The organism is Dorea sp. MB18-49 (assembly GCF_023669465.1).
Classification (GTDB): Bacteria; Bacillota; Clostridia; order Lachnospirales; family Lachnospiraceae; genus Dorea_A; species Dorea_A longicatena.
This window is the reverse complement of the sequence record NZ_JAMOYX010000035.1, coordinates 1-22,476: the sequence shown is the minus strand read 5'-3', so window position 1 is coordinate 22,476 and position 22,476 is coordinate 1. Positions and strand designations below refer to the sequence as shown.

20 protein-coding genes and 1 riboswitch are annotated in these 22,476 nt (G+C 44.7%); of the genes, 1 reads left to right on the top strand and 19 read right to left on the bottom strand.

Annotation, left to right across the window (positions count from 1 at the left end):
• Positions 1-121: 121 nt before the first annotated feature.
• From NCY30_RS10610 to NCY30_RS10530, 17 genes are all read right to left on the bottom strand, one after another.
• Entirely contained in the window at positions 122-1,099 is a 978-nt protein-coding gene (locus tag NCY30_RS10610; RefSeq protein WP_022415424.1) for a CPBP family intramembrane glutamic endopeptidase, read from the bottom strand.
• A 93-nt stretch (positions 1,100-1,192) separates the two neighbouring features.
• Entirely contained in the window at positions 1,193-1,684 is a 492-nt protein-coding gene (locus NCY30_RS10605) for a prolyl-tRNA synthetase associated domain-containing protein (RefSeq protein ID WP_006426025.1), read from the bottom strand.
• 14 nt (positions 1,685-1,698) lie between these two features.
• Positions 1,699-2,253, bottom strand: a complete 555-nt coding sequence (locus tag NCY30_RS10600) for an XRE family transcriptional regulator (protein WP_022415423.1) — start codon at positions 2,251-2,253, stop codon at positions 1,699-1,701.
• A gap of 135 nt (positions 2,254-2,388) precedes the next feature.
• Positions 2,389-3,333, bottom strand: coding sequence for a tRNA dihydrouridine synthase (locus NCY30_RS10595; RefSeq protein ID WP_250818726.1), 945 nt, complete (start codon positions 3,331-3,333; stop codon positions 2,389-2,391).
• A gap of 22 nt (positions 3,334-3,355) precedes the next feature.
• On the bottom strand, positions 3,356-4,054 hold the full coding sequence (gene tsaA, locus NCY30_RS10590; protein WP_044919252.1) for a tRNA (N6-threonylcarbamoyladenosine(37)-N6)-methyltransferase TrmO: 699 nt from the start codon (positions 4,052-4,054) through the stop codon (positions 3,356-3,358).
• 12 nt (positions 4,055-4,066) lie between these two features.
• Positions 4,067-4,903, bottom strand: coding sequence for a deoxyribonuclease IV (locus tag NCY30_RS10585; protein WP_044919254.1), 837 nt, complete (start codon positions 4,901-4,903; stop codon positions 4,067-4,069).
• Positions 4,904-4,975: 72 nt separating this feature from the next.
• Positions 4,976-6,025: a sulfate/molybdate ABC transporter ATP-binding protein gene (locus NCY30_RS10580; protein ID WP_055302646.1), complete on the bottom strand. Its 1,050-nt coding sequence runs from the start codon at positions 6,023-6,025 to the stop codon at positions 4,976-4,978.
• 12 nt (positions 6,026-6,037) lie between these two features.
• On the bottom strand, positions 6,038-6,742 hold the full coding sequence (gene modB, locus NCY30_RS10575) for a molybdate ABC transporter permease subunit (protein WP_006426036.1): 705 nt from the start codon (positions 6,740-6,742) through the stop codon (positions 6,038-6,040).
• A 95-nt stretch (positions 6,743-6,837) separates the two neighbouring features.
• On the bottom strand, positions 6,838-7,728 hold the full coding sequence (gene modA / locus NCY30_RS10570; protein ID WP_250818725.1) for a molybdate ABC transporter substrate-binding protein: 891 nt from the start codon (positions 7,726-7,728) through the stop codon (positions 6,838-6,840).
• A 60-nt stretch (positions 7,729-7,788) separates the two neighbouring features.
• Positions 7,789-8,757 (bottom strand): MOSC domain-containing protein, encoded by a 969-nt coding sequence (locus tag NCY30_RS10565; protein ID WP_161158689.1) that lies wholly within the window; start codon positions 8,755-8,757, stop codon positions 7,789-7,791.
• An 8-nt stretch (positions 8,758-8,765) separates the two neighbouring features.
• Entirely contained in the window at positions 8,766-9,731 is a 966-nt protein-coding gene (moaA, locus tag NCY30_RS10560; RefSeq protein WP_161158688.1) for a GTP 3',8-cyclase MoaA, read from the bottom strand.
• Positions 9,728-10,219 carry a cyclic pyranopterin monophosphate synthase MoaC gene (moaC, locus tag NCY30_RS10555; RefSeq protein WP_006426040.1) on the bottom strand — a complete coding sequence of 164 codons (492 nt, stop codon included), beginning with the start codon at positions 10,217-10,219 and terminating at the stop codon, positions 9,728-9,730. Before moaC ends, moaA begins: the two co-directional genes overlap by 4 nt.
• Positions 10,220-10,235: 16 nt before the next feature.
• Complete coding sequence (locus tag NCY30_RS10550) at positions 10,236-11,462, bottom strand: molybdopterin molybdotransferase MoeA (protein ID WP_161158687.1); 1,227 nt, start codon at positions 11,460-11,462, stop codon at positions 10,236-10,238.
• Between the two features lie 2 nt (positions 11,463-11,464).
• Complete coding sequence (locus NCY30_RS10545) at positions 11,465-12,490, bottom strand: molybdopterin-binding protein (protein WP_022415411.1); 1,026 nt, start codon at positions 12,488-12,490, stop codon at positions 11,465-11,467.
• 131 nt (positions 12,491-12,621) lie between these two features.
• The gene (gene mobB / locus NCY30_RS10540; protein ID WP_022415410.1) at positions 12,622-13,713 is read right to left on the bottom strand and encodes a molybdopterin-guanine dinucleotide biosynthesis protein B; all 1,092 of its coding nucleotides are present in this window, start codon (positions 13,711-13,713) and stop codon (positions 12,622-12,624) included.
• Positions 13,714-13,819: 106 nt separating this feature from the next.
• A riboswitch (molybdenum cofactor riboswitch) is annotated at positions 13,820-13,975 on the bottom strand.
• Positions 13,976-13,996: 21 nt separating this feature from the next.
• Complete coding sequence (locus NCY30_RS10535; protein WP_022415409.1) at positions 13,997-14,614, bottom strand: GNAT family N-acetyltransferase; 618 nt, start codon at positions 14,612-14,614, stop codon at positions 13,997-13,999.
• Between the two features lie 123 nt (positions 14,615-14,737).
• Positions 14,738-16,372, bottom strand: coding sequence for a class I adenylate-forming enzyme family protein (locus NCY30_RS10530; protein WP_006426045.1), 1,635 nt, complete (start codon positions 16,370-16,372; stop codon positions 14,738-14,740).
• A gap of 222 nt (positions 16,373-16,594) precedes the next feature.
• Between NCY30_RS10530 and NCY30_RS10525 the strand changes: the two genes are divergently transcribed.
• Entirely contained in the window at positions 16,595-17,320 is a 726-nt protein-coding gene (locus NCY30_RS10525; RefSeq protein WP_055180925.1) for a YoaK family protein, read from the top strand.
• A 138-nt stretch (positions 17,321-17,458) separates the two neighbouring features.
• Here NCY30_RS10525 and NCY30_RS10520 read toward each other — a convergent pair whose 3' ends face one another.
• Together NCY30_RS10520 and NCY30_RS10515 are read right to left on the bottom strand one after the other, a co-directional pair.
• The gene (locus NCY30_RS10520) at positions 17,459-18,640 is read right to left on the bottom strand and encodes an iron-containing alcohol dehydrogenase (protein WP_250818724.1); all 1,182 of its coding nucleotides are present in this window, start codon (positions 18,638-18,640) and stop codon (positions 17,459-17,461) included.
• Between the two features lie 121 nt (positions 18,641-18,761).
• A complete protein-coding gene (locus tag NCY30_RS10515) occupies positions 18,762-22,385 on the bottom strand; it encodes an ABC transporter ATP-binding protein/permease (RefSeq protein WP_173784457.1) in 3,624 nt (1,207 codons plus the stop codon).
• Between the last annotated feature and the right edge of the window lie 91 nt (positions 22,386-22,476).

The following is a 22,476-nucleotide window of genomic DNA, read 5'->3' as shown; positions in this document are numbered from 1 at the left end:
TGTTCCTTTCTTTTGTTTTTTCCTACTATATCACAAGGTTTTACTATTGTAAAGAGGAAAATTACCCTAAATTATCAGATTATTAGTCTTCTTTATGTTTTTGTACAAAAAATCTGACAATTTACATTGTCAGATTTTCATTTTCAGTCTTTAGCTCCGGTTTTTCTTCAATCCGCTGGATCAGAACAAACATTGTTGATGCGATCATTGCACATACAACCGTAATCACACCGATCCGCATGTTATCTTTCAACATCCAGTTATAGAGTCCGTATCTGGTAGCCAGTACAGACAACAGGTTCATCGCCATATGTGCTGCTGCCGGTGCCTTCAGCGAACCGTATTTTTCATATACATATGCCAACATCAGTCCCAGTAAAAATCCATAAAGCATCTGTACCAGATTCACATGTAATACACCAAATACAACTGATGAATAAACCATCGCATATACAAACGAACTTTCCTTTTCCATTCTTCTGAAGAACAGTCCTCTGAATACGTATTCTTCACAAATCGGAACCAGTACTGCCAGACATAAGATCTGTATAGCAAGCGGCGCCGAATACATGGCATTCATCGTTGTCTTGTAGCTTGCATCTACCGCAGACAGATTCCCGATGATGATCAGGTTATTCAGTCCCAGGCTCATGGCAAGTGCCATAATAAGCGCCGCCGGATATTTCCACAAAGGTGCTTTTTTATCCGGTATGATACCTGCTTTTTTCTCTTTCTTTCTGTCACCGTGATACAAAATTGCCATCACAGGAATCGTAACAAGCGCTGACAGACCTTCCACCCATGTTGTATAATCAATATATTTATTCAACATCTTCTCATAAAAGCCCATCAGCTTATTCTGATCAGACATCAATGCTTCTAATGCCGCCTGCGTCTGATAATGCGTCTTCATATATGCCACCATCATGGCCGCCATGACTACCATGCCTACACCGATTCCAATTCCCCATTTGATCAGGAGTGGACCCCACATCTTCCAGAAACGCTTTCCCGGTGTCTCAATTGGCTTTCGCTTTTTGTCCTGCTCCTGGTGATAATGGTATCCTGGCTGGTCGTGTCCGTTCTGCCATTCTTCCATAATTATCCTCACTTTCATCTGTTGCTTCGTATCATATACTGTTCTATTCTACTTCTGCGTGAGGAAACATGCAATAAAAAAACTATAAACTTTTTACAATTTAATCTTAACTACATCAACATCCAGATTCCATAAGAATTTATCCAGATCCTTAAAGGATATGAATACTGTTGCTGTATTTTCCAGTGGATGAATTCCCATACTTTTACATCTGCTTAAGTTTTTATCGATAAAGAATTCCACCGCATGTTCCGTATCGTTCATCAGGGCAAAAGGTGTAACGCTTCCCTGTTTTACACCAAGATATTTTTCCAGACGTTCTTCGGAAGCAAAGCTTAATGTTCCTGCCCCAAGCTGTCTTCCCAGTGCCTTCAGATCTACCTTTGTCTTCTCATCAGCTGTGATCAGGAAATGTCTCTTTCCCTTTGAATCTCTTAAGAATAAGTTCTTACACAATGTTCCTTTTTCCGGGAGTCCCAGCCGGTCCATATCCTCCATTGTATGCACGGGCTCGTGTTCTACCACCTCGTACTTAATTCCCATCTTGTTTAACGCATCATATACTCGCTGTTTCTGGTCTTCCATGCTGTTACTCCTTTCTAATTCGAATAGTGTACTACAATATTGGCAGTCACCATTCCCTTTCCAGTATTTTTATACACATAATCATCAAAAGCATTATACGAAGCCGCATCTCCGGCTTTCAGCACATATTCATGATCTTTAAAGATCAGTGTCAATTCTCCGGAATACACGGTAATGAATTCTCTCGTACCATTCATCTGGCGGTTCGCCTGCATCATGCCTCCCTCGTCAAATTCCAGGTCAAATATCTCAAAATCCTGTCCTTCCCGGAAGCTGAAAATCGGATAAAGACGATATCTTCCATCATCACCCGCCAAAGGATCTACTTCTTTCTTGCCAGTTCCGAAAAACGGCTGCGGTTTATCTGCGGTAAATGCCGTTACCGGTACTTTCAATCCCAGTGCCAGCTTATACACCGTCGATATCGTAGGATTCACTTCTCCCCTTTCCAGCTGACTTAACATACTTTTGCTGATTGTGGTAAGGGATGACACCTGTTCCAGACTCAGTCCTTTTCCTTTTCGGATATCTTTCAGATTCTCTGCGATCAATTCATTCAAACGATCCAATTCATGTCCCTCCCTTTTGCAAAATTCCTGTATATAGAATTTTTATCTATTATATTGCATATTTTTTTTAAAGTAAAGAGACTGCAGAACTTTATTCCTGATTTTGTCTGCAATCTCTTTTATTTCAGCATCTATTTACTTTAAGTCAATATAATTGTGACTTAAAAGTTCTTCTACAACTGCTTCATAGCGATCCAGTTTCTCTGCTTTCCGGATCTTTTTCAGCTGTTTTTCCTTATCCGGGAACAATGTCCCAAGATAACACCAGAGTTCTTTCATCTTGAACAGCACATTCTTATCCCCACAACTTACCTCCTGGTAATCCTGATAGATCTGATCATGGAACGCTCTTAATTTCTTCGCATCGATCTTTTTTTCTCCGGATTCCATGATTTCAATCAGTTCCGGATTTTTCAAAATTCCGCGCCCCAGCATGATACAGGAGGCCTCTGGAAAACGCTTCTTTAATTTTTCCATATCCTCTGTTGTAAAAATATCACCGTTATAACACAACGTGTGCTTACATTCCTTCACTGCATCCGCAAATGCATCCAGATCCGGATGTCCTTTATAAAACTGCTGCTGTACTCTCGGATGTACGATCAGCTCTTCCAACGGATACTGGTTATAAATCCTCAAAAGTTCTCCCCACTCATCTGCATCAAATTTTCCGATTCTTGTCTTTATGGATATCTTCACATCTGCTTTTGCATAAATCTCATCCAGAAACCGGTTCAGTTCTTCTGTGTGGATCAGAAATCCTGAGCCGCGTCCTTTCGATACTACCGTCTTGGACGGACAGCCAAGATTCAGGTTCACCTCATCATATCCATACCCTTTTAACTTTTCTACCGTATCCAGAAATCCCTTTGCGTCATTTGTCAGGATCTGCGGAACCAGGTTCGTCCCCGGATTGTGTGCCGGCAGAATATCATTCTTCTCTCTCGTATTAAAATCCTTTTTGGTATGCGGAACCAGAAAAGGAGTGAAATATTTCTCCATCGGACGGTAATGTGTATGATATGCTCTCCTGTATATATAAGTTGTAATTCCTTCTAATGGCGCAAGATAATACTTCACCTTTGTATCCTCCTGATCATTATCATTTTATTGTTCTGTCCGCGGCGGCCCGCTCAATTTCACAGACCGTCAGCCTGTAGTCTTTTACCCGGAACTTAATCTCATACCCGGCATACTCCATTCCATATACTCTGTCCGGATCATTCTGATAAGACGGTCTCGGATCTTCTGCGAGGATCTCCCGCACGCATCCCTGCTGTTCATTTGGAAGTTTTAACAGAAGTTTCTCCGGTATCTCTACCTCCAGTGCATAACCCTTCACCCGGTCGGCGAATCCGCCTCTGGCATCCGGCATACAGTCCACATACGGCAGATATGGCTTGATATCCAGTATCGGCGTTCCATCCATCAAATCTGCTCCTTCGACTTCAACAACCATACCTTTTTCCGGACGTTTCTCGATCCCAAGCAGCCTGACACAGGACAATCCGATCGGATTCGGCCGGAACGGCGACCTGGTTGCGAATACACCGCACCGCTTATTCCCGCCAAGTCTCGGCGGACGTACCGTCGGACTCCAGTTCTCCCTGACCACCTCTGAAAATTCCCAGATCAGCCACAGATGCGAATATTCTTCCAGTCCTTTTAGTGCCTCTTCTTTGCGGTATTCTGGCTCGAATACAATTGTTCCTTTTGTACTTACAAGTCCCGACTGCCTTGGAATTCCAAATTTCGTTGGAAAGTCGGTATGGATTCTTGCTATATATTCTAACTTTTTCAACTGCTCCGCTCCTTATTCCTCACCCAGATATTCTTTCAATCTGGCAATCTCTTCTTTGTGCCCGGCATCATCAAGCGGCGTCTCCAGATAGAATGGCAGATCTTTAAGCTTCGGATGGCGCAGCACATTCAGAAGTGCCTCCAGCCCAATCTCACCTTCTCCGATCACTGCATGCCGGTCTTTCCTGGAACCGAAAGGCATCAGACTATCATTCAGATGAATCGTTCTTAATAATTCAAGTCCCAATATCCGGTCAAATTCATCCAGTACCCCGTCCAGATCATGGACAATATCATATCCCGCCGCGAACACGTGACAAGTATCCAGGCAGATTCCAATCCGCTCCGGGTGCTGTACGCCGTCTCGGATCTGCTTTAACTGTTCAAAACGGTATCCGATCTCTGTCCCTTTTCCACTCATTGTTTCCAACAGAACCTTAATATTCTCCGTTCCTGTAATCGCCTGATCAAGTCCACGGATAATATTGGTAATCCCGGCTTCTTCTCCGATCCCGGTATGACTGCCCGGATGGAATACCAGGTTTTCAATCTTCAGTTCGTCCATACGTCTGATATCTTCCCGGATCACCGTACAGGCAAATTCATATGTCTTTTCCGTCGCACTCGCCAGATTCATCGTATACGGCGCATGTGCAAGAACCGGACCGAATGCATGGCTTTTACGGATCTGCTGGAATTTCTCTACTTCTTCTTGTGCATAAGTTTTATAACTGGATCCACGCGGGTTTCTGCTGAATATCTGCATCGTATTGGCATTCATCTTTACTACATTTTCCGCAGTCTTCGCAATTCCTCCCGCAATGGACATATGTGTCCCGATTGTATACATTATTTTCCTCCAAAAATAGGCGTCAGAGAACCAGCATACGCCAGTCCGCTAACGCTCATTATATCATGATTTTTATTTCAGCAAAAGAATCTCTTTTTCCGGCAGTTTCAGATAATCCGGAATGCCCTTTTCTGTAAGTTCGTCCCATAGATTTTTCTGTACATACCAGCAGATATCATCACTTTCTTCTGTCTCACCTTTTAAGAAATATTTCCATTCAAATGGAAATTCTGCCTTTCCTTTTTCTTTAACCGGAATGCAGTTATCTTCTCTTTCGCCCCACACCGGGATGAATTCGTGTGCACGAAGCCCGATATGTGTAATCTCTGCATCGATCTCCTGTTCCAGATGAAGCCTTGTGCCCCAGTCCGGGATCTCGATACTGTGTTCATCCAACCTTTTTACCCGAACAATGTTCTTACATCCGGTAAGCCTTGCTGCTTCCACCTGTTCTGGGCAGTCAAAGATTGCCTTTGTGTCACCGTAACAGATCTGTTTCCCGTCATCAATGACCAGAAGTTCCTCGCTGAACCGGTAGATCTCATCCCTGCTGTGGGACACCAGGATCACCGTTCCGTCATAATCGCTTAAGAGTTCCATCATCTCCTGCTGCAGACGGTCTTTTAAGAAGACATCCAGTGCCGAAAATGGTTCATCGAGAAGAATAACGGATGGTTCGTATGCCATGATCCTCGCCAGCGCAACTCTCTGCTGCTGCCCGCCGGAAAGCTCTCTCGGAAGTCTTTTTTCCAGTCCCTCCAGGCGGAAATGACGGATCATCTTCTGTACCTGTTCCTGCTTCTTCTTTTTGTTACCGGCAAGTCCGGCTCCGACATTCTGCTCCACGGTCATCGTTGGGAACAATGCATAGTTCTGGAACATATATCCGACATTTCTCTTCTGTGGTTTTAAGCAGATCCTGGAATCAGAATCATACAGGACATGATCGCCAATCTGGATATGCCCCTGGTCTGGGTGCTCAATTCCCGCAATGCTTTTCAGAGTCAGACTCTTTCCGCTTCCGGAAGCACCGAGGATTCCGATTCTTTTCTTCGTGGATTTCCAGTGTACATCCAGCTCGTACTCTCCAAGTTTTTTATGTATCTTTACTTCCATCGCCATCTGTCGTTCCTCCTACCATCTCCGGATATTCTTCGTATTCTGACCGGTCACCAGATTCATAAGGACAATCAGCACGAATGCAACCAGCATAATGATCACAACCCAGATGCCCGCCGTCAGATAATTGCCGTCCTGGATAACCATTGCGATCCTCTGGGAAATGGTTCCCGTCTTTCCCGGAATATTGCCCGCAAGCATGGATGTTGCACCATATTCTCCAAGCGCTCTTGCAAATGTCAGGATCGTACCCGCTACCAGTCCCGGTCCTGCGGATGGGACTGCAACCTTCCAGAAGATCTTATATTCCGGCATACCAAGTGTTCTTGCCGCATGGATCAGATTCACATCGATCTGTTCGAATGCCGCTCTTGCATTTCTGTACATCAGCGGAAATGCGATCACGGTCGCTGCTATGATACAGCCAGCCCAGGTCTGTACAACTTTGATGCCAAATTGTTCGTACAGCAGGATACCAAACGGACGTCTTCTGCTGAACAGAAGAAGCAGGAAGAATCCTGCTGCCGTCGGCGGCAGTACCATCGGCAGTGTCAGGATCCCATCTGCAATTGCTTTCACTTTCGGTCCTGCCTTGATTACTCTTCTTGCGGCAAACAGGCCAAGAAAGAATGAGAATATCGTTGCAACAATTCCCGTCTTTAACGACACATATAGTGGACTGTAATCCAGTCCTTTCAGTATTTCTACCACTGCATCCATGTAACTTCCTCCTGTTTCATCTATTACATACTTCGAAAAACCGAAAACATGCAGCCACAACTGCCTGCATATTTTCTTTCATACTATGAAGCTTCTTATCTTTCTACGTCTGTGTCGAAATAGTATGCATCGAAGACTTTCTTAATCTTGTCAGATAATACGAATTTGTAGAAGTCTTTTGCGGCTGCAGTCTGTGTCTTATCTGCTTCGTCATTCTGTACCTGACAGATTGGGTAGATAACATCGCCTGTCAGATCATAGCTTACAACCTGGAGGATATTCAGTTTGTCTTCGTATCCATAAGTATCTGAATAGTATGTTGTTCCAACTTCACAGGATCCTTCTGCTACTGCTGTAAGTACTTTACTTACGTTATCTTCCTCACTAATCTCCACTCCACCAAGTTCCTGTGATACTTGATCTGTTGTAATGGCATCTACTTCACCGTCAGCCTTTAATGTTCCAAGATTTACCAGTGCCTGTCTTGTATATTTTCCAACCGGAACACTTCCGCCTGCAAGTGCGATACTCTTGGCATCTTTTAAGTTCTCAAGACCTGTTACCTTTGTGCCGCTGTCTTTTAAGGAGATAACTACCACCTGGTTATTCAGGACATTTGCTCTTGTGCCGTCTACTACCAATCCGTCTGCTTCAAGCTGATCCATCTGCTTCTGTGCTGCAGAGAAGAACAGGTCACACTCATATCCCTCTTCGATCTGTGTCAGCAGTGTTCCGGAGCTGTCTGCATTAAATGTGATCTTCACTTCCGGATGATCTTCGTTGTACTCTTTTGCAAGCTCTGTCATAACCGTGTTCAGGCTTGCTGCGATGAATACCTGGATCTCTGTTTCTTTCTTGCTGCTCTTTTTGCTGTCATCTGTCTTCTTTTCTTCTGTCTTTTTATTTTCTCCGCATGCTGCCAGTGAAACTAGCATCACTCCTGCCAGGAGGACAGATGCGATCCTTTTTGCCATCTGGTTCTTCATAATACGTTTCTCCTTTTCTCTTGTCTGATAAATTTACCAGTTACTGTATCTGTAATAGGATTATTTTCTGCCACATTCCTGTACATTTCCTCTCAGGACATCCAGTCCATGAGGAAGTTTCGGAAGAATATACTCCAGTGCTTCCGTCACTGCTTTCGGGCTCCCCGGGAGATTGATAATGAGTGTCTTCTTCCGCAGTCCCGACACTGCCCGGCTGAACATTGCACGGTCTGTGATCGTCATCGAATAATTACGGATTGCATCTGCAATTCCGTTTGCCATCCGGTCGCAGACAGCGTTCGTGGCCTCCGGCGTCATGTCTCTTGGGGCAAATCCTGTCCCGCCTGTTGTCAGGATCAGGTCAACCTGTCTCTGATCCGCCAGACGGATCAGCTGTTTCTTTAATCCTTCTTCACCATCCGGCAGAAGAATGGTCTCTTTTATGTCAAATCTGATATGATCTTTTTCTTCACTGTCTTTTAATATCTTTTCTATTGCCGGACCGCTTAGGTCATCTCGTTCTCCGGCAAATGCTTTGTCACTCAGCGTGATCACGGCTACACTGTATGGGCGGTCTTCCTGCGGCATTACGACTTCCACACAGTCACCCACACGGATCATTCCACCTGTCAGTACTTCTGCGAAAATGCCTTCTCTTGGCATAATACAGTCTCCCATCCGCTGATAGATCGCACAGTGGCTGTGGCATTCCTTTCCAATCTGTGTGACTTTCAGCCTGACTGCATCTCCGATCCGTATTTCGGAATCAACCGGAACATTTCTTAAATCAAATCCCTCTACGATCAGATTTTCTCCAAATGCCCCAAAATCTACATCCGCTCCCTTTTCCCGGAATGCTTCAATCTTCTCCAGTGCAAGAAGACTAATCTGTCTGTGCCATTTTCCGCCATGTGCATCTTCTTCAATGCCCCAGTCCGGCACGATCTTTGCCGTTTCTACCGGATACTTGGCAGTTCCTCTTCTGGGACTGATACAGATTCCTCTGATCATGCCTTTCTTCTGATTCATCCTGTCTTTTATCCTCCAATCTGTGCCATCTGATGTGCTTCCGTAATCGCTCCCGGCTCTTCAAAGCAATGCGCTGCCGGTTTCTGTTCAATGGCTCGTTTTATCTGTTTTTTTATCTCTTCCTCTGTTCCATTCCGCAGTAAATCTTTCAATGGATAGGTATCCCCATAACACAGACACGGCTTCAGGTCTCCGGTCGAAGTCAGCCGGATGCGGTTGCAGTTCTTACAGAACTTACCGTGCATCGCACTGATAAATCCGATACCGCCGGTGAATCCTGGAATCTGATAATATACCGCAGGTCCATTGCCGTGTATCTTACTGTCCTTTCGGATATCTGGATATACCTTCCGTATCTCATCCAGAAGTTCCAGATTCGACACACCTGTATTCTCCTTTCCATAACCGATCGGCATGAGTTCTATAAATCTTACATCAACCGGCAGGCTTTCAGCCAGTGTGATCAATGCCTTCCATTCCGTTTTGTCACCGTCAGACTGCAACACCGTATTCACCTTTGTCCGTATCCCACTTTCTGCGGCGGCCGCTACTGCCTGCCGTACCGTTTCACAGGCGTCGGTTCCGGTAATCTCTTGATATTTTTCACGATCAAGCGTATCCAGACTGATATTGATCCCGGCCAGTCCGGCCTTCTTTAACGCTTCCAGATTGTCTTGTAACAGAACGCCATTCGTCGTCATCGTGACCTGTGTGATTCCCGAAATATTTTTTATCATTCCAATCAGATCGGCGCATCCTTTCCGCACCAGCGGTTCCCCGCCTGTGATCTTGATCTTCTGAATGCCAAGCTCTGCTGCAAGTATGCACACTTTCCGGATCTCTTCATACGTCAGGATCTCCGCCATAGACACCTGCGTGATTCCGTCCGGCATACAATATCTACATCTTAAATTACAGCGGTCCGTAATGGAGATCCGCATATAATCAATCACTCTTCCTGCCGCATCAATCATAGCTCCGTCTCCCGGTCAGCTTCCCATATGCCGCTTTTTCCACCTGTTTTCTTCAATAAACGGATACCGGTCATGCACATGCCTTTGTCGACCGCCTTACACATATCATAAATCGTAAGCAGTGCCACCTGAACTCCGGTAAGTGCTTCCATCTCTACACCGGTCTTCCCGACCGTCTTCGTCGTACACCGTGCTTCAATCTCACAGGTTTCCTCTATATATTCAAATTCCACTGTAACCTTGCTCAGGTTCAGGATATGGCACAACGGGATCAGCTCTGATGTTCTCTTCGCCCCCATGATTCCTGCAATCCTTGCAGTTCCCAGGACATCTCCCTTTTTCATTCCACCCGTCTTTACTTTTTCAAAACATTCCTTCGACATGCGGATTCTTCCCATTGCCGTTGCCTCACGCATCGTGTCTGCTTTTTCACTGACATCGACCATCACTGCATGCCCCTGTTCATTGAAATGCGTAAATTCTCCCATGATTACTCCTTCCTTATCATATCCGGATCACCTGAACTTTTTCTCCTTCCGGATAGGTCCGTTCTCCCTCCGGGAATACCACCAGACAATTGCTGCCAATCCCATTCTTAAGCTGTCCGTTTCTCTGAATCTGCGGAAGGAACACGCCTTCCTCATCACATTTTCCTTTTACGATCCGTTTTGGCTTCCCGGTCTTTACAAATGTCTGTCTCAGCACTTTTGTCTCTTTCTTCTGTATATATACCTCTTCTGCCCTGTCCGCCAGATATCCGCCGACTAATAATTCAAATAATGCCGCCACTGCAAATGGATTACCGGAAAGCGACAGAACAGGGATGTCCTCTACTACCGAAAGCATTGTCGGCATTCCGGGTTTTACCCGTATCCCGTGAAATAGTACCCTGCCGTTCAGGCTTTCTATGACATCCGGAACGAGATCCTTATCTCCTACTGATACCCCTCCGGTTGTCAGGATCAGATCTGCTTCTTTTAATACCTCACTGATCTTGTCTGCGATCTTGTCCCTGTCATCTCCCGCGGTTTCATACTGTAGTATCTCACAGCCCATCTCTCTTAATCTCGCACACAGCCAGATTCCATTTGCATCATAGATTTTCCCGGGTTCTAATGATGTATCTGCATTCTGCAGCTCATCACCGGTTGTAATCACTGCAGCCCTAAGTCTTCTATATACAGTAATGTCCCGTACTCCCGCAGACGTAACTGCCGCCAGCAGATAAGAATCCACCAAAAGTCCGGCTTCTGCCAGCAATTCCCCGGCAGAAAAATCTTCTCCTTTCGGGCAGTAATTTTCTCCCGGTCCCACATTATTATAAATTTTGATTGTTTTCCTGTCCTGATCCGGATCTGCTATTCTTACATAATCCGTATCTTCCTGTTTTACTACACAGTCTGCTCCTTCCGGTATCATTGCTCCGGTCATGATCCGGACTGCCTGATGTGGTTCCAGTATAAGCTCTGTCTTTTGTCCCGCATACACACACCCGGCAACTTCCAAGGTAACCGGATGCTCAAGATCTGCCCCGCAGACGTCCCGGCTTCTCAGTGCAAATCCATCCATCGCTGACCTTGGAAACGGCGGCTGGGTTACTGCCGCATATACCGGCTCTGCCAGAATCTGTCCCAGACAGTCTGCTGCCGGTTTTTCTTCTTTTTTTATTCCCGGCATACAGATTTGAAATAATTCCTGTGCCTCTTCAAGTGTCACTCGGGATGGTTCCACCTTTACGCCTCCTTTCCGAATGGACAGACCGGATAATGGCACTCTTTACAACCAAGACAGAGTCCTCCGTGTCCCATCCGGATAATATCTCTCCGCTCAATCTTAATCCCTGCTGCCATTTTCGGCAGGATCAGATCGAATACGGTTGCTTTTGCATACATCACACAGCCCGGCAGTCCCACGATTGGTGTATCGTCTTCAAAGTAAGCCAGACACAACATCGCACCCGGCAGTGTCGGTGCCCCATATGTGACGATTTCCGCTCCGGAAGCCTTGATTGCACCCGGTGTCTTATCATCCGGATCTACACTCATCCCGCCCGTACAGATAATAAGATCCACTCCCGCTTCCTTCATTTCTGCAATTGCGTCCGTGATCATTTTCGTATCATCACTGCATAATACATGCTTTGTCATCTGGATTCCAAATGTCTCCAGCTTCTTTTCCACTATAGGAGTAAACTGGTCTTTGATCAGTCCTTTATAGACTTCACTTCCGGTTGTGATCACACCTGCCGTCTTTAATTTCCACGGTGTTACCTTCAATAACGGTTCCGGACCCGCCTTTTTTTCTGCTTCTTCCAGTCTCTTTTCATCTATGATCAGCGGAATCACCCGCATTCCTGCGAGCTTGTCGCCTTTTTTTACCGCTGTGTTCGTGTGTCTGGTTGCGATCATGATCTCATCCACACTGTTCACATCATATAATCGTTCGACATCCACCTGGAATAATCCGTCGACATCCGCAAGCAGTTCAATTTTGCCTTCTTTTACAACTGACGGATGCATATTTTCATTCTGCGTGATCCTGCGCAGACGTTCCGCACCTTCATCCTCATGAAGCATGCCTTCTGTCTTCTCCCAGACATACAGATGTTCTTTCCCTATGGAAAGAAGCACCGGAATATCTTCTTCTGTGACAATATGTCCCTTCCGGAATCTCGCATCTTTGATCACTCCCGGAATGATCTGCGTCATATCATGACATAACACATGTCCCACTGCATCTTCTGTTCTGATCAGTTTCATACTTTTTCCGCCTCGTTTCTTTATCGTTTCTCGTTTCAATTCTTATCAATGTATCTATCATCTTGTACCTGTCATCCAGGCACATTCCGTTTCATACTCTACTATAGATTTTCTATATGTTGCATATTCTGCTATATATACTGAAGTAAAAAAAACGCCGTTTTCCCAACATCGTCCAACGGGAACACATTTTCACAGTCCTCCACATCCACATCACTGATCACTGCCAGACATTCTTCCGGTCGTAACGGCATCGGTTTCCCGTTTTCTTTCCGGTGCAGCATAATCTTCGGCCACGGTCCGTGCTTGAATCCCTCTGTCAGAATCAGATCCACACCATCTATCTTTTTCAGGAATTCTTCCGGATCAACTGTTCTGTTGTCCATCAGCACCGCTTTCTCCGAGGAGATCAGACCGGTCACGTCTGCTCCGGCTTTGGTAAAGCGGTCACTGTCTTTTCCTTCGTGATCGATATCAAACCGATGTCCGTCATGCTTTACGATCGCAATCTTAAGCCCATATGCTTTCAGCTTCGGAATCAGTTTTTCCAGAAATGTCGTCTTACCGGTGCCGGAATAGGCCACAAACGATACAACCGGGGTCTGCTGTGCTTTTTCTTTTATTTTCTCTGGTATTATTTTCCGATATTCTTCTGGTGTATTTATATTATAAAATTTCCCCGGTCCGTCTGTAATTCCCTGAACTGCCACATAACATACCCTCAGATTTTCCAGTACATGCTGCACTTTATAATCCCCGGTCTTTAACTGTTCTTCCAATATCTTCCATACAGATTTCCTGTACCATGCACAGAGCACATATTTTTTCCCGGTCTTGCCTACCGGGATCACTGCATCAATCCCATCCATCAGATAGTCTTCCAGTTCCTGCGCCACATTCCAGTCAACCAGCGGCATATCACAGGATATCACCCAGACCCGTTCATGGCTGCATTCTTTCAGCGCCGAGCACAGACCCATCAACGGTCCTTTGTCCTGTTCCAGATCTTCGATATGTCTTGCCTCTATCTCCGGATAATCCCGCCGGTCTTTTACCGAAAGCAGCACCTCATCCGCACCACTTACATGTTCTTCGATCTGTTGTAAAAATGTCTTCTTTCCAATCAGAAGTCCTGCTTTATCCTTCCCCATCCGGGTACTTTTCCCTCCACAGAGGATTATGGCACTGATTCCGGATTTTTTCTTATCTGATTCTGTTTTCATATATTAAAAACCTGCTCTTTCCGAAAAAAGAGCAGGCGAAATATAAGAGAATCTGCCTGTGACATTTTTTACGAATGCTTTGACAGCTTCTCCTATGTGCTTTGGTAAACAAAGGTGCTGCTCTCCTTTCCAAATACGCGGGAGGCAGATACGTTTCCCTATCTACCCTGAGGAACTGACAGACCTGTCATTCCTGGCCGACATCCCATCATCACAATTTTTATGGATCTTAGGCATGAAGGCTTCGGAGAACCTTGTATTTTCAATTATTTTAACATGCATATTATAAACGGAGTTCTCCGTTCTGTAAAGAAATATCTTCTACTATATCCGTGAACGCGATCACCGGCGGCTGATCTGCCACGTGTTCTCCAATCTCTTTTTCCATCCATGCCAGATTGTACCATCTGTGGAATTTATATCCACAATTTGTGAACCAGCCGACCATACGATATCCCAAATGTTCATGGTAATGGATACTTGCATTCGTCAGGTATTCATCTTCATGCTCGGTACATGCAATACACGCATTCATATTTAACACATTCTGCCGCTTTAATATCTTCTCCAGCATGTCGTATAATTTTGTCCCGATACCCCTTCCTTTTTTATTCTGATCCACGTAGATAGACGTCTCTACATTCCATCCTCCTGCCGGTCTCTCGTGAAAAGCACTTGCATATGCATATCCACATATTTCTCCATTCACCTCCGCCACAAGATATGGATATCTCTCCAATACATGCCGGATCCGTCCTCGGAATTCTTCCACCGTCGGCACATCATATTCATATGTAATCACTGTATATTCTATATAAGGCGCATAGATTGCAAGCAGTTCTTCCGCATCCTCTTCTTTTGCAATCCGGATTGTAATCTCTTTTTTCTCATTGGTGTTCATTCTATATTCAGCTCCAGTCTGCTCTTATTATTTATTTCTCCACTATTATAAACACGTCCGTAAAAAAATGCCATCTCTCTGCAGATTTTTCCTGCAAAAGAGATGACATTTTTACATATTTTATTATCCCTGGTTCTGTGCCGCAACCAGATGTGTTGCTCCGTATTTTTCACGAAGCTTTGGTTTTTCAATCTTTCCGGTAGGATTACGCGGAACATCTGCAAAGATGATCTTACGAGGTCTCTTATATCTCGGAAGTTTCTTACAGAATTCCTGAATATCTTCTTCTGTACATTCAACTCCCGGTTTCAGTTCAATGATTGCTGCTGAAATTTCTCCCAGTCTGTGATCTGCAAGTCCAATAACCGCCACATCCAAAATAGCTTCATTGGTACGTAAGAAGTCTTCAATCTGTACCGGATAGATATTCTCACCACCACTGATGATGACATCTTTCTTACGGTCAACAAGGAAGATAAATCCGTCTTCGTCTTCCATCGCCATGTCTCCGGTATACAGCCATCCGTCATGCAGAACTTCTGCTGTTGCCTTCGGATCTCTGTAGTAACAGGTCATGACGCCTGGTCCTTTGACCGCAAGTTCTCCGGTCTCGCCCTGTTTTACCGTCTCGCCCTGTTCATCGATAATCTTAGCTTCCCATCCATATCCGGCTTTACCGATCGCACCGACTTTATCGATATTATCCACGCCAAGATGTACACATCCAGGCCCGATGGATTCGCTCAGACCATAGTTCGTGTCGTATTGGTGATGCGGGAAGTATTCTTTCCAGTGTTTGATCAGGCTTGGTGGTACCGGCTGTGCACCGATATGCATCAGTCTCCACTGGTCCAGATCATAATCTGCAATATCCAGTTCCTTATTGTCCAGTGCAAGCAGAAGATCCTGCGCCCACGGAACCAACAGCCATACAATAGTACAGTGTTCTTCCGATACTGCCTGTAAGATTGTCTTCGGACTTGTTCCTTTTAACAATACCGCTTTTCCTCCCGTCAGAAGACTTCCGAACCAGTGCATCTTGGCCCCGGTATGATATAACGGTGGAATACATAAGAATACATCATCCTTCGTCTGTCCGTGATGATTCTGCTCTGCTTTTGCTGCATGCATCAGGGATTCATGGTTATGTAAGATTGCCTTCGGGAATCCTGTTGTTCCTGATGAGAAATAAATTGCTGCCTCATCGTCATCATTGACATCAATCTTCGGAGACTGACTGGAACAGTTCGCCGTATGTGCATTATAATCCTCGGCAAATCCCGGACATCCGTCTCCTACAAAATATAACAGACGTCCTTTGCTGATCTCATCTGCAATCTCTTCTACTCGTCCGATGAACTCCGGTCCGAACACCAGAATATCAATCTCCGCAAGTTCCACGCAATATTTGATCTCATCCGCAGAATAACGGAAGTTCAGTGGTACAGCCAATGCTCCGGTCTTCAGAATTCCGAAATAAATTGGCAACCATTCCAGACAGTTCATCAGGAGAATCCCCACTTTTTCTCCTTTTTTGATTCCTCTTTCAATCAGAAGATTGGCAAATCTGTTTGCCTTTTCGTTAAATACATTCCATGTGATCTCTCTTCTATAATAAGCCGCGCGTGAAGGTTCGATCAGATCAAACTCCTTCCATGTAGTTCTTTTTGTCTCCGGCATCTCCGGATTGATCTCTACCAGCGCAACGTCGTCTCCGTACAGGCGGCAGTTTTTCTCCAATATATCTGTAATCGGCATTGGAAAATTCCCCTTTCGTGTTCATTCATAATTCTTTTTTATGAATTTTTTGCGTAACAGCTTTCGCGCTTTAACGCTTTTATTCATTAAAGTCTATGATACTCAATTTTTTGTAAAATGTCAATCCATATTTGTATTATTTTCCATCCAATCTCTTTTTTCCACACTTTTGTTTGATTTTTCCATCTCTCCGTCCTATAATAGGCACCGGGTGATAGAAAAATGAATTGGATATATAATCATAAACGTGCATTACTGCATGTCAATCTTGCATTTATCGGCGGACTGACCGGTGCTTATGCCATCTTAGTCCGTGGCGGCAATTTTGGTGCCGCACAGACCATGAATCTGATTGAAATGGTCCTAAACTTTACGGAAATGAACCTGACGGATGCCTTCCTTCGTCTGGCTATTTTTATTTTATATGGCCTTGCGATCATTGCCGCATTTTTAATCGGCGAACATTTTGCCTCTGTAAAATCTTATATCGCACTGGCGGTAGAGGCCGTCTGCATATGGATCGCAGGGATCATTCCGACATCGGTCAATCCCCTGATCGCACTGTTCCCTGTATTCATCCTGAATGCATACCAGTGGCAGGCTTTTACCACTCCGGAATGTTATAACAGTTCCACGATCTTTTCAACGAATAATTACAAGCAGACACTTCTTGCATGGACCAGATATCATATGACACATGATCTGGCTCAGAAGAAACGGGCATTGCTTTTTACGAACACGCTGATTCTCTTCCATCTGGGGGTTCTGGTTGGATATTTTGCGGTAGAATACCTCGGAGCTCACGGAATATGGGTTGCGTTTGTTCCACTTGTTACCGCTGTAGGGCTGGTGATTCCGGTTGGTGAGGAGCAGGTTGTAAAGGATGTTGAAGCAACATTAAAAGAAGGAATTCACAGGACGGAGGAAGTAGTTGTTCGGAAGGTTTGATTTCGTTTGATTTTCTGCTTCATGATGGCCTGAATAAAAGTATAGCAGTGGTTACTGTGCATATGCACAGCAACCACTGCTATACTTTTATTCAGTTACGTTTTCACATGCTATGAAGATGAAATCGCGGAAGCCTTCTTACAGTGCCGCTTTATATATCTTGTACATATCTTCCTCATGAAGTACCTTCGCAGATCCTTTGCTTCCCTTGCATCCGATGCTACATTTATGTGCCATCAGTTTCAGTTCTTCATCTGTAGGATCAATGCCAAGTTCATGGATAGAAGTTGGCATCTTGAGTTCACGGAAGAAGTCTTCGATGGCTTCGATTCCACGTAATGCCACATCGTCTGCGGTTCCTTCCGGGTCTACCTGCATGACGTTCATTGCAAATTTTTCGAACCTAGGAAGGCAGTCTTTATATACATATCTTGCCCAGGAACCCCAGATTGCCGCAAGGCCTGCACCGTGTGCCACGTCAAACAGTCCTCCGATCTCATGTTCCAGTGCATGGGAAGCGAAATCTCCTCCGACAACCGCGCCACAGCCTGTCAGCCCGTTATGAGACAGACTTCCTGCCCACATTACTTCCGCACGTGCATCATAGTTCTTCGGATCATTGATCAGAATTCTTGCATTCTCAATTACCGTACGCATCAGACCCTCTGCAATACTGTCTGTGATCTCCATATTTCCACCATTTGTAAAATAGCGTTCCATCGTATGCATCAGAATGTCTGTGCATCCGCATGCTGTCTGATAATCCGGCAGTGTCATGGTCAGTTCCGGATTCATGATTGCAAAGCGCGGTCTTCCATAGTCATTGCGGTATCCTCTCTTGATCCAGCCGTCTTCTTTTGTAATAACAGAAGAATTACTCATCTCACTTCCTGTCGCTGCAATAGTCAGTACAACACCAATCGGAAGACATCCTGTTGCCTGGCGCTTTTTGTCATAAAAATCCCATACGTCCCCTTCATTGGCAACTCCATATCCGATTGCTTTTGCAGAATCGATCGCACTTCCGCCGCCTACAGCAAGGATGAAATCTACTCCTTCTTTTTTCGCGAGCTCGATTCCTTCATATACCAGTGAAAGTCTTGGGTTCGGTACTGCACCACCAAGTTCTATATAGTCAATCTTTGCTTCATCCAGGGAAGCCTTTACTTTATCCAATAATCCGGTACGTTTGACGCTTCCGCTTCCGTAATGGATCATTACTTTCTTACATCCCTGTTCTTTTACCAGTTCTCCACATTTGTCTTCTGTATTTTTTCCAAATACAACTTTGGTTGGTGTGTAATAATTAAAATTATACATAAGGTCTCCTTCTTTTTGGTATAAAAAATATGCTATAGATTTCTCCATAGCATATTTTAATCTTTCTCTATGATTTTTTCAACAGACGTTTTACCGCTTTATGCAGCTCATTGATAATAATTTATTCCGTCCGAAGTGCCGTAACCGGATCGCTCTTCGATGCTTTCTTTGACGGGATCAGTCCACCAAGCAATGTCAGTACCACACTCAGTGCGATCAGCACCAGTGCCGGAATAACCGGAAGCACTGCATTTACATTGGAATTATCTGCCACCGCATGAATGATCATATTGCCAGGGAGCAGAAGCAACAGCGTCAGTCCGATTCCGATCAGTCCCGCACACAGTCCAATAATGAAGGTCTCCGCATTAAACACCTGAGATACATTCCTCTTCGATGCGCCGATCGCCCTTAAGATTCCGATCTCTTTCTTCCGCTCCAGCACACTGATATACGTAATGACTCCGATCATAATTGAAGATACGACCAGTGAAATCGCCACAAATGCAATCAGCACATAACTGATCGTATTGACGATATCTGTCACCGATGACATCAGAGTTCCCACTACATCCGTGTAGGAAATCACCTGTTCATCCTTGCCGGCTTTCTCCATCTTCTTGTTATAACGATCCAGATAATCCACTACCTGTTCCTTACTTTCAAAATCTTTAGGATAAATGTCGATCTCGCTTGGTTTTGCGAAGTCAGCATATCCTAATTTCTGCAGATTGCTGTCATACGTTGCACTCGCCGTTCCGCTCATAGACATCATAAGTTCTGTCAGATCATCCTCCGTCATATTGAACTGAAATGCCTTTGCAAATGCATCTGTATCGATCTTCATCGCATCTGTCATGACACTCTGGAGATTCTGTCCGATCTGTGTCATGGCAGATTCCATTACTTTACCCATACCGGAAGACATCTGTCCGACGATCTGCTCCATGGCCGACGAAATCTGTGTCTCAAGTGCATTTCCAAAAGATTTCGCATACGCTCTCATTGCCTGCTTCATGTAAACATTCATCCCGGATGAAAGCTGGCTTTCCAGACTCTTCATGTCCAGTGTCTCTGAAAGACCGTTACTCAGCCGCTGTTTTCCATCTGCCGTTCCGAGATAAGCTGCAAAGTTCTCACCCATCTTTGTCACATCTGCATATCCTTTTTCCTGTGCATAGCTTAAATATCCAGCCGCAAGTTCCTGCGCCATTGCCTGCAGATCCGCTTCCGATATCTCAATATCCACATCTTTATACAGGTCATTCACCCAGTCTGTTATGATCTGCTTTGCTTCTGCCGTCTGTAAATACTGGCGGAAATATGTTCCGTACTGGTCCGCACTGATATCTCCGATTCCCTGATCCTTTACGTATTTTTCAAACCCCTGCATGATATCTGTCAGAAGCTTCTGTACCTTTTCTTCTGTAATGGTTACTTTTCCACTCTCCTTTAGAATCTTTGAAAAATACTTTTTCATGATCTGCTTTGCACCATCTGTTTTCAGATATTCCGAGAAGTTATCTCCCAGATGCGAATAATCTGCTTCCGGATGCGTCTTCGCATATGCCTGATACCCTTCCATCAATGAAACAGCCATCTTCTGCATTCCGCCCGGTTTCACCTTGACATCCAGCCCCGACAGCATATCTCCCAGACCTGCCGACGGAAGCCCCGACAGATTCAGATCCACCTGATCCAGATTCACAAGTCCGGATAAATTCAACCTATTGCCATCCAGCTTAAATGCATCCTGCAGATTCACTGCTTTCGAAAAGTCCAGTGAATTTCCGAGACTTCCTGCAAGGTCTGTATCTCCCATGCCGAATGCTTTCTGAAGTGCGTCTTCATCTACGCTGAATAACGAGTTCATATCCAGACCATTATCTCCGGAATCTTCACCGAATTTCTCTCCGGTAAATACATTGATATCCGGACTGGCTTTTTGTTGTTTTACGATCTCACTGTTTTTTGCTTCTTCTGCGACATGCGTCATAAGCGAATATGGATAACCGATTCCCATATTCAGTGCAGTTGCCTTCGAACCTTCTGCCGGCTGCACGATTCCGACAATCTTAATATCCTCTCCGTCTGCCACCAGTTTTTTCATATATTCTGCATTATCACTTTTATCTTTCCAGACTTTATACTGGCTGTCATATTCATAATAGTCTGCCTGATTCACAAGCTTAAACTTCTTGTTCAGAATATCTTTATAGATGTATGTTCCCAGCGAAGACGGTGTCTTGATCTCTTCTTCACTTGCAAAAGCTTTGATCATATCATCCAGTTCCATCTGATCTCTGAGGCCAAGTGTATATAGAAGGAAATCACTCATCCCGCCGTCCTGACTTAATACCAGTACGCATTCATTATATTTTTTCGGCCATCTTCCCGCCTTGACATCATACTGCTTCTCGTACAGACTTGTGTTCTTTGGCATGCGGTAGAACACATTTGTACTCATCATGGATGACATCATATTGTTGGCACCGGAATCCGCTCCGATTCCAATGGATGAAAATGATTTGTCCGGGTGTACCTGTCTGACACCATCCGAATCCTCTCTGTATATCTGCGGATCCACATCATAATCATACTCCACGGCATTTGTATAGGATTTTAACGCATCATTATCCTTTTCCAGATGTTTTTTCAATGATTTAAGGTCATTGGTATTCATCTTGGAGAACATATTTGTAACCATCTCCATGACTTTTACCTGACCATCTTTGTTCTTCTTACCGGACGAGTCTTTGCTCTTATCATCCGTTCCGGTATTTCCAACCATCATGGAGGTAATGTCAAATCCCGTACTTTGGATCTGTAGTGGATATTCCGACAACGTCTCTTCCTCGATTGACTGGATATAGCCGTTCACTCCATTAGAGAGTGCCAGAATCAGCGCAATTCCTATGATACCGATAGAACCCGCAAAGGATGTCAGTAATGTCCTTGCTTTCTTCGTCTTTAGATTATTAAAACTAAGAGCCAGAGCCGTCAAAAAAGACATGGAAGATTTTCCCATATTCTTATGTTCCGGTTCTTTTAATGTCTGCTCATCCACAATGTATTCGTCCGTATCTGAACGTATCTTCCCATCCCGCAAATTCACGATCCTGGTCGCATATTCTTCTGCCAGTTCCGGATTGTGTGTAACCATAACAACCAGCCGGTCTTTGGCTACTTCTTTCAGAAGATCCATGACCTGGATACTGGTATCACTGTCCAGTGCTCCCGTCGGTTCATCCGCCAGCAGGATATCCGGATCATTCACCAGTGCCCTTGCTATCGCCACTCTCTGCATCTGGCCGCCGGACATCTGGCTTGGTCTTTTGTGAAGTTGTTCTCCAAGTCCTACTTTTTTCAGCGCATCAATGGCACGTTTTCTTCTCTCTTCTTTTCCGATTCCAGAAATTGTAAGTGCAAGTTCTACGTTAGACAACACCGTCTGATGCGGGATCAGATTATAACTCTGAAATACGAATCCGATCGTATGATTCCGGTATGAATCCCAGTCTCTGTCCTTATATTTCTTCGTAGATATTCCGTTGATGATCAGGTCGCCGCTGTCATAACGGTCCAGTCCTCCGATAATATTCAGAAGCGTAGTCTTTCCCGATCCACTGGGACCTAGAATTGCCACGAATTCATTATCTCTTAAGTTCAGGCTCACGTCATCCAGCGCCTTCTGTACCAGATTACCGGTCCTATATTCTTTACAAATATGCTGTATCTGAAGCATGTATTCTTTTTCTCCTTCTTCCATCTGTTATTTTTTTACAGACATCTGTTATTATTATACAGAAATATTTTATAAAATCCGTATTTTTATA

Bases quoted from the DNA above. Each gene is read 5' to 3' on its own strand.
- NCY30_RS10610 (WP_022415424.1), bottom strand. From the start codon at position 1,099: ATGGAAGAATGGCAGAACGGACACGACCAGCCAGGATACCATTATCAC.
- NCY30_RS10605 (WP_006426025.1), bottom strand. From the start codon at position 1,684: ATGGAAGACCAGAAACAGCGAGTATATGATGCGTTAAACAAGATGGGA.
- NCY30_RS10585 (WP_044919254.1), bottom strand. From the start codon at position 4,903: ATGTATACAATCGGGACACATATGTCCATTGCGGGAGGAATTGCGAAG.
- NCY30_RS10580 (WP_055302646.1), bottom strand. From the start codon at position 6,025: ATGGCGATGGAAGTAAAGATACATAAAAAACTTGGAGAGTACGAGCTG.
- modB (WP_006426036.1), bottom strand. From the start codon at position 6,742: ATGGATGCAGTGGTAGAAATACTGAAAGGACTGGATTACAGTCCACTA.
- modA (WP_250818725.1), bottom strand. From the start codon at position 7,728: ATGAAGAACCAGATGGCAAAAAGGATCGCATCTGTCCTCCTGGCAGGA.
- NCY30_RS10565 (WP_161158689.1), bottom strand. From the start codon at position 8,757: ATGAATCAGAAGAAAGGCATGATCAGAGGAATCTGTATCAGTCCCAGA.
- moaA (WP_161158688.1), bottom strand. From the start codon at position 9,731: ATGATTGATGCGGCAGGAAGAGTGATTGATTATATGCGGATCTCCATT.
- moaC (WP_006426040.1), bottom strand. From the start codon at position 10,219: ATGGGAGAATTTACGCATTTCAATGAACAGGGGCATGCAGTGATGGTC.
- NCY30_RS10545 (WP_022415411.1), bottom strand. From the start codon at position 12,490: ATGAAACTGATCAGAACAGAAGATGCAGTGGGACATGTGTTATGTCAT.
- mobB (WP_022415410.1), bottom strand. From the start codon at position 13,713: ATGAAAACAGAATCAGATAAGAAAAAATCCGGAATCAGTGCCATAATC.
- NCY30_RS10535 (WP_022415409.1), bottom strand. From the start codon at position 14,614: ATGAACACCAATGAGAAAAAAGAGATTACAATCCGGATTGCAAAAGAA.
- NCY30_RS10530 (WP_006426045.1), bottom strand. From the start codon at position 16,372: ATGCCGATTACAGATATATTGGAGAAAAACTGCCGCCTGTACGGAGAC.
- NCY30_RS10525 (WP_055180925.1), top strand. From the start codon at position 16,595: ATGAATTGGATATATAATCATAAACGTGCATTACTGCATGTCAATCTT.
- NCY30_RS10520 (WP_250818724.1), bottom strand. From the start codon at position 18,640: ATGTATAATTTTAATTATTACACACCAACCAAAGTTGTATTTGGAAAA.
- NCY30_RS10515 (WP_173784457.1), bottom strand. From the start codon at position 22,385: ATGCTTCAGATACAGCATATTTGTAAAGAATATAGGACCGGTAATCTG.